This is a genomic window from Sphingomonas sp. ASV193 (assembly GCF_040203355.1).
GTDB lineage: Bacteria > Pseudomonadota > Alphaproteobacteria > Sphingomonadales > Sphingomonadaceae > Sphingomicrobium.
This window is the reverse complement of the sequence record NZ_JBEHBW010000007.1, coordinates 14,354-28,039: the sequence shown is the minus strand read 5'-3', so window position 1 is coordinate 28,039 and position 13,686 is coordinate 14,354. Positions and strand designations below refer to the sequence as shown.

15 protein-coding genes are annotated in these 13,686 nt (G+C 60.0%); 4 read left to right on the top strand and 11 right to left on the bottom strand.

Annotation, left to right across the window (positions count from 1 at the left end):
• Positions 1-22 precede the first annotated feature (22 nt).
• Together ABDK56_RS12010 and ABDK56_RS12005 are read right to left on the bottom strand one after the other, a co-directional pair.
• Positions 23-283 (bottom strand): GlsB/YeaQ/YmgE family stress response membrane protein, encoded by a 261-nt coding sequence (locus tag ABDK56_RS12010; protein ID WP_349808523.1) that lies wholly within the window; start codon positions 281-283, stop codon positions 23-25.
• Between the two features lie 62 nt (positions 284-345).
• Positions 346-900 carry a DUF3761 domain-containing protein gene (locus ABDK56_RS12005; protein WP_349808522.1) on the bottom strand — a complete coding sequence of 185 codons (555 nt, stop codon included), beginning with the start codon at positions 898-900 and terminating at the stop codon, positions 346-348.
• Between the two features lie 145 nt (positions 901-1,045).
• Here ABDK56_RS12005 and ABDK56_RS12000 point away from each other — a divergent pair, with 145 nt between their 5' ends.
• Complete coding sequence (locus ABDK56_RS12000; RefSeq protein WP_349808521.1) at positions 1,046-1,456, top strand: hypothetical protein; 411 nt, start codon at positions 1,046-1,048, stop codon at positions 1,454-1,456.
• A gap of 87 nt (positions 1,457-1,543) precedes the next feature.
• Here ABDK56_RS12000 and ABDK56_RS11995 read toward each other — a convergent pair whose 3' ends face one another.
• From ABDK56_RS11995 to mscL, 7 genes are all read right to left on the bottom strand, one after another.
• On the bottom strand, positions 1,544-2,080 hold the full coding sequence (locus ABDK56_RS11995) for a phosphatase PAP2 family protein (RefSeq protein ID WP_349808520.1): 537 nt from the start codon (positions 2,078-2,080) through the stop codon (positions 1,544-1,546).
• Positions 2,081-2,331: 251 nt separating this feature from the next.
• Positions 2,332-2,478 carry a hypothetical protein gene (locus tag ABDK56_RS11990; RefSeq protein WP_349808519.1) on the bottom strand — a complete coding sequence of 49 codons (147 nt, stop codon included), beginning with the start codon at positions 2,476-2,478 and terminating at the stop codon, positions 2,332-2,334.
• 309 nt (positions 2,479-2,787) lie between these two features.
• Positions 2,788-3,090: a hypothetical protein gene (locus ABDK56_RS11985; RefSeq protein ID WP_349808518.1), complete on the bottom strand. Its 303-nt coding sequence runs from the start codon at positions 3,088-3,090 to the stop codon at positions 2,788-2,790.
• 34 nt (positions 3,091-3,124) lie between these two features.
• On the bottom strand, positions 3,125-4,390 hold the full coding sequence (locus ABDK56_RS11980) for a DUF2853 family protein (RefSeq protein ID WP_349808517.1): 1,266 nt from the start codon (positions 4,388-4,390) through the stop codon (positions 3,125-3,127).
• A 54-nt stretch (positions 4,391-4,444) separates the two neighbouring features.
• Complete coding sequence (locus ABDK56_RS11975) at positions 4,445-4,645, bottom strand: dodecin family protein (RefSeq protein ID WP_349808516.1); 201 nt, start codon at positions 4,643-4,645, stop codon at positions 4,445-4,447.
• The gene (locus ABDK56_RS11970; RefSeq protein ID WP_349808515.1) at positions 4,642-4,983 is read right to left on the bottom strand and encodes a hypothetical protein; all 342 of its coding nucleotides are present in this window, start codon (positions 4,981-4,983) and stop codon (positions 4,642-4,644) included. Before ABDK56_RS11970 ends, ABDK56_RS11975 begins: the two co-directional genes overlap by 4 nt.
• An 81-nt stretch (positions 4,984-5,064) precedes the next feature.
• The gene (gene mscL / locus ABDK56_RS11965) at positions 5,065-5,490 is read right to left on the bottom strand and encodes a large conductance mechanosensitive channel protein MscL (protein ID WP_349808514.1); all 426 of its coding nucleotides are present in this window, start codon (positions 5,488-5,490) and stop codon (positions 5,065-5,067) included.
• A gap of 455 nt (positions 5,491-5,945) precedes the next feature.
• Between mscL and ABDK56_RS11960 the strand changes: the two genes are divergently transcribed.
• From ABDK56_RS11960 to ABDK56_RS11950, 3 genes are all read left to right on the top strand, one after another.
• Positions 5,946-7,883, top strand: a complete 1,938-nt coding sequence (locus ABDK56_RS11960; RefSeq protein ID WP_349808513.1) for an FTR1 family protein — start codon at positions 5,946-5,948, stop codon at positions 7,881-7,883.
• A gap of 106 nt (positions 7,884-7,989) precedes the next feature.
• Entirely contained in the window at positions 7,990-8,862 is an 873-nt protein-coding gene (locus ABDK56_RS11955; RefSeq protein ID WP_349808512.1) for an undecaprenyl-diphosphate phosphatase, read from the top strand.
• 48 nt (positions 8,863-8,910) lie between these two features.
• On the top strand, positions 8,911-9,537 hold the full coding sequence (locus ABDK56_RS11950; RefSeq protein ID WP_349808511.1) for a cation diffusion facilitator family transporter: 627 nt from the start codon (positions 8,911-8,913) through the stop codon (positions 9,535-9,537).
• A gap of 199 nt (positions 9,538-9,736) precedes the next feature.
• Here the strand turns inward: ABDK56_RS11950 and ABDK56_RS11945 are convergent, their stop codons facing one another.
• Positions 9,737-10,777: a YncE family protein gene (locus ABDK56_RS11945; protein ID WP_349808510.1), complete on the bottom strand. Its 1,041-nt coding sequence runs from the start codon at positions 10,775-10,777 to the stop codon at positions 9,737-9,739.
• Positions 10,778-10,806: 29 nt separating this feature from the next.
• The gene (locus ABDK56_RS11940; protein ID WP_349808509.1) at positions 10,807-13,377 is read right to left on the bottom strand and encodes a TonB-dependent receptor; all 2,571 of its coding nucleotides are present in this window, start codon (positions 13,375-13,377) and stop codon (positions 10,807-10,809) included.
• Positions 13,378-13,686 lie beyond the last annotated feature (309 nt).

The following is a 13,686-nucleotide window of genomic DNA, read 5'->3' as shown; positions in this document are numbered from 1 at the left end:
CTTCATGCAACGATCCCTGAAGCTAGAAATGCATATGGAGCACGTGGATCGCGAGAAATATCAGCACGAGTGCGCCGATTAGCGAGCCAATGAAGCCAGCCGGGTGGAAGGGTTGATCTGGCCCTGCTCGACCAAGTCCCCGTGCCGCAACACCCGCAATGAGTGAACCTAGGATGCCGAGAACGATTGTTCCCAGGATCGTCATGTGGACTGCGCCGGGATAAATGAAGCGGGCCAAGAGGCCGACGATGAGACCGACGACGATCATCACGACAAAATGCATGATCTTGCTCCCACGAAATTTGATTGGCCATTACCTAGTCGACAATCATCTGCCGGCCAGAATCAGCTCCAGGACGCGACGCCGCCATGACGCGAGCAAGCGCCACTTCGATGAGCTGCGTGACTATACAGCCCGTCCTTACAGCGAGCGATCGCACCGGCTGGATTCGTGTTCTCGCTCGATGCGGCCGGCACAGTGACCGGGCGCGGCGTGGGCCGAACAGTCGTAGTTGGCGCTGCAGCAGTGGTCGCTGACCGACAGGTCGCCCGCACTTTGTTATACCACTTAGTGCAGTCGGTCGTGGTCGCCGTGGCAGTCGTCGTAGTCTTCACCGCGCCAGCAGCAGACCCACTCGCCGTCTGCGTCGAAGCGGCTCGACACTCGGCCTTGTTTTTGTTCCCCGCCTTCGTGCAGTCGTAATGGCGCGTTGTAGTCTTGGTTGTGACCGACGTTGTTTTCGTTTCGATTGGCTTGGCTGAAGCAGATGCGGCCGCCTTACAAGCTGCCTTGTTGGCGTTGCCCGCCTTCGAACAATCGTAATGTCGTTCGGCGGCGGATGCCGGAGCAACAAAGACTGAAGATGCGGCGATGGCCGTGACAAATAGGACGATACGCATAGTGCTTCTCCCGAGTCGTAAGGTGCAAAGGGTGCGCCTAGCTGACGCTACTTGCAACGGGGATGCTAACGTGACCTTCAAACGTATCGCGGATGAAACTACCGCCTAGTTTCGACGTTCTTGCATCGTGACCGGGAGAACGGCGATGGCGACAAGCGGTAGCGAAACGCCCGAAAGAAGTGCCGTCTATAAGCTCGGCTGCCGCCTCTCCGAGTGGGTAAGCGACTTCGCCGCCCATCCTTATGTGCAGTTAGGCTTTATCGCCTTTTGCGTGACCTGGTTCGCGCTCGATTGGAGCGAGAATCTCCTCACCGCCGCGCTGTCGATCATCGCCATCACTCTTACCCAGATGGTCCTCAATCGTCAGAAGGAGCGAGAAGCGGAAGACCGACGGCGCGACATTGCGTTGCACGCCAAGCTCGATGAACTACTGATCGCTTCGAAGCGCGCGCGGAGCGAACTCGCCGGGCTCGAAGAACGCGAAGAAAGTGAGATCGCCGAGCAGAGGCGGATCATCGAGGATCGCGCGCGTCAGGATTGCGCTGAACGCGCCTAATCGGAGTAACATGCTCATTCTGTCGACGCAGGCTGTTCTCAAAGCAGTAGTTTGAGGCAGAAAATCTAAATTTGCCTTCATGCTCTCCTAGAACGACGATGCAAGCGCGAACCCGCCGCCATGCGTATCGCCCCACGGCATCCAGCGGACGCGCGCATTGCGCTTCGAGCTCAGTAACCAGCCCGATGCCTCGCCGATGGCAGCGCCGGCGATGACATCGTGCCAGTAATGTTTTCGCGCCTCGACCCGCGCGACCCCGACGAACGCGGCGACGAGATGAGCGGGTATCCCGACCTGCCATCCGTAGCGCTTCTCAAGCGTCGCGGCCGCGGCGAAGCTGACCGAGGTGTGTCCGGAAGGAAAGCTGTGATCGTCGCTGCCGTCGGGTCGCCGCTCAGGGATCGAATATTTCAGAAGTTCGGTCGCGCCGAAGGCCGCCCCCATCGAAAGACCGGCCTGCTTGTCTCCCTGCCAGTCGCCCTCGATCGCGGGTAGCCCGAGGGCGACGAGAACAAGACCGTCGCGCGCAATGCCGCTGGCCTGGTTCCAACCGTGGGTTCCCGCGTAGGCCGGTGTCGCGAGCGAAATGACGGCAAGAGTGATAGGAAAGGTGGCGGGGCGCATGAGCTATCTCCGTCGAACGCTGCCCCGCTCCGCTTCTACAAGAGGAGTCCGTCGGGTGCCACGTGTGAATTTCGGTAGCTCACCGCTGCGAATTCACCCTTCCGCGAAAGTAGCGGCGTCAGGCTGAGCTACCATCTGTTGAAGGCTCTGCATCGACGATTGCGCCATGCTCGGCCGTGTAGCCATGCGGGCGAGCCACAGATTGAGATTAGCTCGTCCGTCAATAAGCTCTTTCCACTCGGGTCCGCTCGTCAGGAATTCGATTTGGCTGGCAAGCATGAAGTCGGCGAGACAAGGGACTGGGCCGCCGAAAAGTCTGCATCGCCGAGCATTGGTGAAAGCTCGCCAATCACCACATGCGCATCCGGCATTGCTGCCACGATGGCGTCCTCGGCCACAGCCAAAGCTGTTCGCTGCAAGAACGCTAAGGGCAAATTCGCGAAGTGCGGAGCACCAGGTGCTAAACCGGCCTGATTAAGAAAATGTCGGCTGTGGGGCGATCAGGCGGACCTGATCGCCCATTTTTCCAGGTCGTAATGTCCGCTGAGGGTAGAGCTCAAATCGAGTGCGGACCTTAGGGAGTAACAATCCGAAGTAACGGGCCAACGATAATCATCGCCTAGGCAACGCAAGTAATCCTTGACCACGGCCTACGCGCTTAAATCACGTATGAGCACTCAACGGCTCAAAAAAATAATCCGGCTTGGCTAAAGCATGTTTTTAAAGCGTCCAAGCATGCCTTCTCCACCTTCATTGCCTTGAAGCAGCGAGGCAAATTGGCCGAGAGCTCCCTCCCCGCCGATATGGTCGACGATTTGCGACAGCTTTTCGGGTGGTAAACCAGTCGATGCCGCAGCTGATTGAACGGTGTCCCCTTCTTCTTGGTGAGCTTGGCTGAGGGCCGCCATTGCGGTTTCCACCTTATCGGCGGGAAGGCCAAACTTCGCAGCCAGATTATCTACCGTGGCATCGCCGCCGAGCTGACTCAGCATTCCATCTAAAACTCCCATGATTCATTCCTCTCAAAAATGATAAAAACCATTCCTACGACCGAACCGTCACTTCCACGCGTCGCGCCTCGGCTGGGCTGACTGCCCCGGTGGTCGGACTTTGCGGTTTCTCAAGAAGAATCGAGGAGTGCGGAATTCCGGCCTGCTCTAGCGCCGCCGCGACCTGCTGAGCCCTCTTCTTGGACAGCTCGGCGTTGGCGGCGGCATTGCCAGAGGGATCGTTGTAACCCGACACCACAATTTTGGCGGCGGGATTGGCGGCAGCGTAAGTCTTGAGCGCCGTGGCGGCAGTGGTGAGGTCACGGCTGACGGCGGACTTTCCGAGGTCGAAATAGACCTTAAGCGAAGGAACGCCGTTGCTGCTGGCCGCGACGACACCAGCGCCAGCCGGAGCAGCAGCTTCGGAAGCGGTAGGTGCGGCGCCGATGTTGAATTCGTCACTGTTGCTAGTTGCGTCAGTTTGGGATGTTACCGCAGCTGGCGTCGCAGTTTTAGCAGCCGTCCCAAGGCCGGAAGAGGGTGTTTGATGGGAACAGCTACGAATAATCAGGAACAGGGCAACCAGTACGAGCGCACCGATAATCCACGGCCACCAAGAATTACCCCGACGGGGCTCGTCGGCAAGATAGGCTGGATCACGTCGCGGAGATGCAGTGTTCCCCGTGTCGGATTCGTCATTAGCGTGCCGCATGCCGAACACACCGCTGGCCGCTACTGCAGCCGCAGGAGCGACGGTCGAGCGATCCGCCATCGAAGACGCGGGGGCGGACGCGACAGGTTCACCGCCGGCCGGATCGCCGCTTTCCGGAGTACGACCTAATTCGGGTCTGGCGTCGGACAAGGGCGATGGGGGCTGCTGGGAGGAAGTGCCAGAAGCGCCCAACAGGGTAGACGCCGACGCTGCAGTGGCAGCCCCCATCGCAGCTCCGCCCGTTGCGTGCGGCGGAACGGAGCGTTCTTGTAAGGTTGAAGCTGCTTTCTTGCGGAAGAGGTCGTGTCGATCGAAATGATCAGTCAGGAGATAATAGACGGTGACGCGGTTTTTGGTACGGTCACCTTTCATTCGTTCACCGACGGCGGCGATTGCGGCGTTGAGATGGTCGTCGGAATCGGTGAGCGCGAGCTTCTTCTTGAGGAAGCTCTCGCGGACACGTGCCAACTCCTGGGGATCGGAGTAAGAAACTAGAGAAGAATCTCGTTTGCGAAGCGCGATACCGCAATGGCGAACGATACCTGCCACCACGTCGTGATCCGCCTTAGGATCATATTTTAGCACATCCGAGAGCCAGTCCTCAGCCATGTCACGCTCCTTTTCACTCTAAGGTCTGATCATCCGTACCGCTGTCAATTCAACCTAAGCGACGATAAATGTGACCGCCATTGTGACCCGCCATTCGGCGACGCGATTATCGCGGACCACGATTTTGGTGTCCTTGATCCACGCTCCTTCGATTCCTTTCACTGTCTCACCAACCTTGGCGATGCCGGACTGGACTGCATCCTCTATGTCCTTGGGTGAGCTGGACACGATCTCGATTGTTTTAGCGACGGTCACGGTGTTGCTCCTTTCGCAGCTTTGTGCGGGCGGCTTCTATAAAAATCGTCGAGCTTATCGGTGAGCGGGTTTCGTCTGGAGGGCCTGCCAAGCAACCCGGCAAATTGCTCGAGACCGTTAGGGCCGCCGAGCTGTTCAATGACTTCGGCGAGCTTCGCTCTCGGAATCTTTGTCGACGCGGCGGCGATGTTCAAAGTGTCGCCTCGCTTCAAAAGCGCGCTGCCAAGCGCAGCGATCGCTTCCAGGATGACCTCGGGAGGCGTGTTCAACCGCTTGCTAGTCTCTTCGACGTCGAGCCCAGTGCCGATCTGCGAAAGCATGCTGTCGAAGATTCCCATACTGCCTCCGAGAATGAGATGAACTACGCAGGCGAATCAGACGAACTCATCTATCTAAATACCCGCCAGTCCGAGGCGGCGTCAGCCCTTCCGCCGTAACTCGTCTCTGATCTCGGTCAGCAGCTCGATGTCGGTCGGTCCCGCGGGCACAACGTCCGGTTTTTTCATGAGCTTGCTGGCCTGGCGAATCATGAGGAAAATGATGAAAGCCAGGATCAAAAAATTGATGACTTGCGTAACGAATTCGCCCCAACCGAGCATCGCGACCCCAGCCGTTTTCAGATCGGCATATTTGGTTGGATCGCCCTTGAAGCTGGCCGGGATAGGACCGAGCCGGACGAAATGGCTAGAGAAATCCATGCCACCGAAAAGCCAGCCAACAATTGGCATGATGACGTCGTCCGTCAGGCTTGTAACAATCTTTGCGAACGCCGCGCCAATGATCACGGCGACTGCAAGATCGACGACGTTACCCTTAGCAATGAATGCTTTGAAATCGGATAACATAAGGTCTCGCCTTTTTGACGCCGAGTCGAATTACAAGTTTGTAAGCTAAATTCCGCAAAGCAAAAAAGGAAATTTCAAAGCGACAATTTGCCATCTGAAATTCAACATTATTTTTCTGTTAATGCATCCATCGTGTGAGATTCAATCCGGAAATCGAGAAGGAGTCTTTTTTGGCAGAGAAGGTCGACGGTAAAGCGCTGGGAGCACTACGTCCCGAGATCGTGGGCTAGGCGACAGCGAGCCACACCGCTCCGACTGACGTAATCGCCAGCTTTGGTCAGCATCTCGAGATGGAGAAGCGATCGCTATACCCCCGGTCTCGGCCGCAGGGGGTATAGCGATCGCCCCGCCACAGTGAGATTCTGACCACATCAGACCGGGACGACTCGCCGGCCGCTATTGACGTAGCGGAGCGAATCTCTTGCGAATCATTCGCAAAAGGCTATTTCGCACTCATGCGTATGCTATTCGACCTTCTGCGGCTTGCAGCCTTGATCCTGTTCGCGAGCCTCACGGCACCTACGTTTGCCGACACTCCCAACACCTCGTCCACGATTCAGACCAGCTGGCGGCTCCTGGATTACGTGGCGGTCGACTATCCTGGCGCCGTCCGTGACGGGCGCGTCCTCAGCGCCTCGGAGTTCGCCGAAATGCGCGAGTTTACCGCGACCGCTGAGGCGCAGCTCAAGACGCTGCATGGCTCGCCTTCGCAGTCCGCCCTGCTGACTCAGGCTGCTGCACTCCGTGCCCAGGTAGACGCAAAGGCGCCGGCCACCGAAATCGCGCGGCGCGCCCGCCAGCTCGGCGCCGATCTGCTCAAGGCTTATCCGGTGCCCTTCGCACCAGCCCAGATGCCCGACCTTAATCGGGGCAATCAGCTGTATCAGGCGAATTGCGCATCATGCCACGGTGTCGCGGGCCATGGCGATGGTCCTGCAGCGGCAAGTCTCGATCCCAAGCCGGTGAATTTCACCGATAGGAACCGCGCCAGCGAGCGCAGCTTGTTCGCTCTCGAACAAGTGATCGACCAAGGAATTGGCGGCACTCCGATGCCAAGCTTTGCCCACCTACCGGCGCAAGACCGGTGGAATCTGGCGTTCAAAGTCGGCACATTTGCCTATCCGGCGGATCTCGTCGCCGCGGGCAAACAGACCTGGGAAGGCGACCCGGTGTTGCGAGCCCGAATTCCCAGTCTGGCTGCTTTGGCAACCCTAACCCCAGCGGCGCTGTCTCAGCAGATCGGTGAAGACAAAGCCATCGCGGTGATTGCGTATCTTCGTTCGACGCCTTCCGCGATTCAGCCCTCGAGCGGAGACAGCCTCGCGCTCACCCGTTCCAAACTCGCGGCGAGCGTAAGCGCTTATGCCGCCGGCCAACGCGATGACGCCCGCAAGCTCGCTTTGTCGGCCTATCTCGACGGGTTCGAGCCGGTCGAGCCGATCCTTACGGCCCGCGATCCGGCCCTTATGCATCGGATCGAGAGCAGCTTGGGCGAATATCGCGCCGCGATCGGCCAAGGCGCTCCCGTGGCCGACATACAGGCCAGGGCTCAGGCACTGGACGGTCAGTTTGCGGCTGCTGAACAGGCGTTGGCGCCCCAGGCGAGCAGCGCGGTCTCGACCTTCCTCAGCGCGCTGACCATCCTCGTGCGCGAGGGCGTCGAGGCGCTGCTGATCGTCGTCGCGATGATCGCCTTTTTGCGCAAGGCCGAGCGCACCGACGAACTGCGCTATGTCCATGGCGGCTGGGTCGCGGCGCTCGCTGCCGGCCTCCTCACCTGGTTTGTCGCCACCACCCTAATCTCGTTCAGCGGCGCCAGCCGCGAACTCACCGAGGGATTCGGCGGTGTGTTCGCCGCGTTGGTGCTGGTGTTCGTCGGTATCTGGATGCACGGCAAGGCGCAGGCTGACGCCTGGCAACGCTATGTCCGCGACAAGCTCAACCGGGCGCTCAACGAGCGCTCGGGTTGGTTTCTGTTCGCGCTTGCCTTTATCGTCGTCTACCGCGAAGCCTTCGAGACGATCCTGTTCTACGCCGCCATGTGGGAGGATTCGCCAAGAGCGCTTTTGGCGGGCGTCGGGGTCGGTGCCGCGCTGCTCGCGGGCATTGCCTGGGCGATGCTTCGCTACAGCGCCAAGCTGCCGATCGCCCAATTCTTCCGATACAGCTCAATCCTGATGGCCGTCTTGGCTGTGGTCCTTGCTGGCAAGGGCATCGCCGCCTTGCAGGAGGCTGGCCTGCTCGGGGTTACGCCGCTGGCCAACGTTCCGCGTATCGACTGGGTTGGGCTGCAGCCGAGTTTGCAGGTGGTGCTCGCGCAGCTGGCAGCATTCCTCGCGCTGGTGGTCGGCTTCAATATGAATCGGCGGCCACGCTCACCCTTGGCAACCTAGCAATTCTGACCGGGCGTCGGCTAGATCGCGTCGCCTCCGATTGAGGCCCGCCGCGCGGCGATGCACGTGCAAAAGCCTCGCCAATTGAGTCAAAGGAGCAACGAGCATGCCGGGAGTTTGTACGGGCAACATGGACACTGGCTTCATCGGCCTAGGCTATGCCAAAGTGACTTTTCTCGGGATCGTCCAGGGAACCACTGAATTGCTTCCGATATCGTCGACCGCGCATATGCGGGTCGTGCCGGCTTTGCTCGGCTGGAGCGATCCAGGATCGGCCTTCTCGGCAGCCATGCAACTTGCCGCACTTTTCGCCGTAGTCAGCTATTTCTGGCGCGACGTTCGGTCGCTCGCCGTCGGCTCGGCGACAGCTATTGCGGGTCGCGATTTCGCCAACCGCGACCTGCGGCTGAGCTTGGGGATCGTTCTCGCCACAATGCCAATCATAGTAGCGGGGATCGCTCTCGCGCCCTTGCTCAACGCGTGTTCATCGCCTCTGCGCTCACTAAATGTTGTCGGAGCGGCCTGCCTTGTAATGGCAGCGCTGCTGGCCGGCGCAGAACTTCTCGCCCGTCATACGCGAACGCTCGAGCAGGCTCGCTTGCACGACATGTTGTTGATCGGTTTGGCTCAGGTCGGAGCGCTGATCCCTGGCGTTTCGCGTTCCGGATCGACCCTGACCGCCGCATTGGGCCTCGGCTTTAAGCGCGAGGAAGCCGCCCGCTTCTCTTTCCTCCTCGGCCTCCCGGCGATCACGTTGGCAGGAATCAAGGAATTATGGGCGCTGCATCAAGCCCATTTGCCGTTTCATGGCTGGGCCGTCCTCGGCGTCGGGCTCCTGGTAGCGTCACTTTCCGCTTATGCTGCGATCTGGGCCCTTATGCGGATCCTCGAGCGAATGTCAGCATGGCCCTTTGTCGCCTATCGCGGGTTCCTCGGCGCGCTAATCCTGCTTCTTGGCGCGACGGGTCGGGCGGCTTGATCATTACCGGCGCCCCCTTTGCCAAAGCGTTTAGGCAGGAGAGGTCAAATGGCTGAATGCGGGTGCGAGCCGACCGACGCCGACACGCCCCAAGAGCGTCGTGTTCTGAAAATTGCGTTCGGCCTCAACGCCATGATGTTCATCGTAGGCGTTTCGGCTGGTCTTGTCGCGCGCTCGTCCGGTCTAATTGCCGATGGACTGGACATGCTCGCTGACGCGACTGCCTATGCCATTGCGCTTGCAGCTAGCGGGCGCAGCGCTCTGTTCAAGGCGTCGGCTGCGCGCCTCAGCGGTGCCCTACTACTCGCGCTCGGTATCCTCGTCCTCGCCGACGCCGGCCGCCGGCTGTTTGCTGGCACGCCGCCTGAAGGCGCAATCATGATCGTCATCGCTTCGGTCGCGCTTGTCGTCAACGCGACTGTCTTGCACCTTCTCAGCAGGCAACGCAGCCAAGAAGTCCATGTTCGGGCGACTGTGATTTTCACCCGGGTCGACGTGATTGCAAACATTGCAGTGATCGCCTCGGGAGTGATCGTCCTTGTTAGCGGTATTCGCTTCGTCGATCTTGCAGTCGGCGCCGCGATCGGGGTCTACGTTGTCAAGGAAGCGTTCGAGATTATTCGCGAGGCTCGCTTGGCGCTACGGAAAGCGTTCGCCGAAACCCGCATTAGTTAGGCCTCACGCTTTGCTTTCCGGTTTTCCGGAGGGCTTCTAGTGCTTGCTCCAATCGAGCATCGGACTTCACCAATTTTGCGGGCCGGAGGGGCAATTCTTGGGCGCGAGCATGACCTCATCGCTCGCGCCATCGCCTAGCGGCTGCAAGAGAAAGTGCTCGGCGGACTGTCGACCGAGGCCAAGCGGCTCCTGGGCCTGACTAGGGCGCAACCGTCGAATTCGCCGGGCGGACTTCCGGATCGACGACCAGCAGCTCGACAGTGCCAGGGACAACCGCGGGACGGCTATTGGGCGACGATGGCGCGCCAAATTTTGCAGCGACAATGTAAACTCGGCCGCTCGATGGATCGACGGCGCCAGTTCGCCCGCCGACTTCGGTCAAAAGCTTGGCGAGAACCTTCGGAGCCGGACGGGTCGTATCGATAATCGAGAGCGAGCCGTCTCCGCCACTTGGCACATAGGCGCGCCGACGGGACGGGTCCGCGAACGCCCCGTCAGGTCGCGGCCCGATGACGAGGTCGCCCGCGCGGACGAGGCTGCTGGAGCGGCTGAGCCGGGCAATCCCGTTGGCGCAGGCGGAAAGCAAAAGTCCGTCGCCAACCGGCGCGATGCCGGTTGGATGCTCGCATCCCACGAGGTGTTCGCGCCGAACGATTTTGCGAGAGGCGGTATCCACCTCGACCAGTTCGCTCTTGTCGGCGACATTTACGAACAGATGGCCCGCGCCGTCGAGCGTCATGAATTCGAGGCTGCCGCCGACGTTGACGTTGCCGAGCAGCCGACCGTTGGTTGAATCGATCTCGGCGATCGTCCCTGAATCGCCATTGGCCGCCCAGAAGGCCTTGTCGGAAGGGTCGTATGCGATGGCATCAGCGTCGGGGTCCAACTTGATCCGTGCCTTGATCGCACCGCTCTGCGTATCGAACAGCAGGCCCTCGCCTGCTCTTTCGGTCGCGAGCGCCAGCGTACCGCCGGGAATAGTCGCGACTCCGTGAAAATGATCGCCATGGACGAACTGATGGACAACGGTCCGCCGGCGCGGGTCGACCCGGTCGACGCCGTCGCTTCTCGAGATGAACACCAGTCCCGTCTCGGGTTGGACGGTCAGAATATCCCAGCCGCCGTCAGCCAACGGGATCCGGTCGACGATTCGCGGTGCTGCCTCGGCAGTGGACGATGCGATGATGCTGGCAGCGATGCAGATCAGCCAGCTCGAGATAGAAGCCCTCTTCACGCGCATCCTTTCCTTTGATTCATCCCGTCCGATCGTCACAGGTGGATTTTCACGCCGGCCTCGAACGTCTCCAAATAATATTCCCGCTGAATCGGCCGGTTCGGCGACCGCTCGTAGAATTTGAGCGGCGTGTTGAGCAGATTCTTGGCAGTGACGTAAAGGCTTACCTTTTTGGAGACGTCGTAATCACCGAAGAAGTCGAGCGTCGCTCGAGACTCTTGATAGATATCGCTCTCGGGGCCACTCCCCACACCGAAGAGAGTATGGTCAACATACTCTCCCGCAAGTCGCAGCTGGATCGGGCCTCTTTCATAGGTGAGGGCGAGGTTGCCGGTCCACGGCGATGTGCCGGGCAGCAAACGCTTCTCCTCACCGGCCCGCAAAGACACGCCTGAATCGACGTATGTGACGTTGGCGTCGACCCCTAGCCCGCTCAATACCCCCGGCAGCCATCGAAAATGATCGACGAGACTTGCTTCGATCCCACGAGCGTAGGCGCCTGACGCATTGTCGAACGACTGATAGAGAAACGGAGAGGTCGTGCCGCTTGGCGCATAGGGAGCAAAGAAACTTCGTGCGACGATGTAATTGCGGAATTCCTTGTCGAAGACACCGATCGAGGCGATGCCCGAGTCAGGCAAATACGCCTCAAGCGAGACGTCGAAATTATTGCCGTAGGTCGGTCTGAGGTTCGGATTGCCATTCGTAATGACCTGGTTGCCGAGGTCGACCGTGCCGTTTTGAATGGTCTGGAGGAAACCCGGTCGTGCAAGCGCCGTCGAATAGGTGCCGCGGAGAATCACGTCCGGCGACAATGAGTAACGCAGCTGGATCGTTGGGAAGACGTTGGTGTAGCCATGTTTGACTTCGGTGTAGGCGGTCGTGTCGCCTGTCGTGACGAAGCCACCATAGGCCGCCCGCGTATGCTCGATCCGCGCGCCTCCAAGGAAGGATAGTGGACCGAATTCCGTGCGATACTCAGCATAAGCGGCACTGACGTCTTCGCGATCGTTATACTCGGCATCCGCGAACCCGAGCGGAGGAAGCGCGATAGCGGGCCCGAACGCGTTTGCGATCGAGTCGCGGTTGATCATCGGCCCGATATCGTAACGCCCGCCATAGAAAAGCAGCGTGCCGTTGTCGGCGCAGCTAGCGAACGGCTGGCCGCCACCGCTCAGGCGGATCGAGTTTGTCTCGGCCAACTTGTGGCGAAATCTAAGCTTCGCACCGATTTTGAACTCGTCTCCGGCCTTCAGGATCGACGGCAGGGTCAGGTTCGCCGCGACACTACGCTCGAGGTCACGATCATATTCGCTCGAATTGCGAATGCCGGCTAGGATGTAATTCGCCGGGTTGGCAAGGTCGACCTGGCCCGACGAATAGGTCGGGTGATTGGAGTCAGTCGTGTTGTCGTAGCTGATCGGGAAGGTCGACTGCGGGTTGTCGCCGTCGCCCGGACCGGAAAATGTCGTGTTGCGGTCGAATGGCTTGTTGTAGGTCGACCGTGCAAGCGCCGCGAACCAGTCGAATCTCGCTCCGCGCATCCCGAGATCATGCACCCCACCGAGCTGAAGCAGCAGGTTGCGGTGTGTTTCCTGTTCGTCGCGCAGCGTCTTTACCGCCGATGCGTCAGGCACGAAGAAGCCGTTCGTGTTGCCCGGCGCTGCGGTGATAATTCCGCTACCGTTGCTGCCGTCGAGCCCGTCGATCTCAAGCCGCTGCCGATTGACCCGCTCGACGTAGCCGGCGACACTGGCCCGAAAGTAAAGGCGCTGGCGCTCGCTTGGCGTTAGGTCGACTTCGCTGGTCGCGCCGAACCGCCGGCGATGATATTGGTAACGCCGCAGCTCGAGCGCATTGAACGCCTTGTCCGGAATCGCCGGCTGACTATCGGAATAGGCCGCCTCGATATCGTCGATGCCTCGCTTGTCATCGTGCAGGAACAGATTGAGCACGCCGCTGACCAGCGAACGGCCGTCGGCGTTCGTGCCGAGCCCACCGCCGACCGTCGCATCAATGCGGTAGAGGCCAGTCTTCCGTAAATTCTGATAGCCACCGCCAAGCTGGAGGTCGAGGAACGGCCTGTCACGGCCGAGCGCGGTGCGCGGCGTGAGCTCGACCGATCCGCCGAGCCCCTCGGCCTCATTGTCGGGTAGCCCGGTCTTGGTTACGACGATCCGGTCGACGGCGCCTATCGGCACGGTGTCGAACTCGACGGCGCGCCCCGAGGCGTTGAAATAGGTGCCGCCAGCCTGCGTGTTGAGCAACACCACACCGCCATAGGTTGCGCCATTCAGATTGCCATCGAGCCCGCGGATATTAACGAATCGGCCTTCGCCGGTATCGATCGACAGAGACACGCCGGGCACCCGACCGAGCGCCTCGGCAGCGTTGTAATCCGGATATTTGGCGATCGTCTCGGCAGACTGGACGTTGACCAGATTGGGCGCATCCTTCTGCTCCCGGCGCGCAGTCTTGGCGGCTCTTGGCGCCGTGATTACGATTTGCTGCCCTTCCGTGCGCGAAGCGGCAGGCTGCGCACTCACTGGCGCGGCAAGAGCGAGGATCGAACACGCCGTAACGGCTTGCTTCGTAGTGTCGCGCACAAGACCTCCTTTGAATGAGGCGGTCGCTAGGCACTTCGTATGTCAGTTTTGCGCGTCAAATTTTGACAGATTAAGACATAGGTCGCGCGCCTTCGCGTACATCCTTGCTGATCTCGAACGCTCCGCGATACCGGCCCATGCTCCGACAGCGCCTCAAGCTTAACGCCTTCTCTTCCGGCTACTTTCATCCTGAACGGCAACGACACCTGACCTGTACTTAGGTTGGGAAATTGTAATGTGACGGCAAGCAACTCGTGTGGTGTCTTGCGTCATAAGGATGGCGGCCCACCCCTTGGGTCGACATATGGA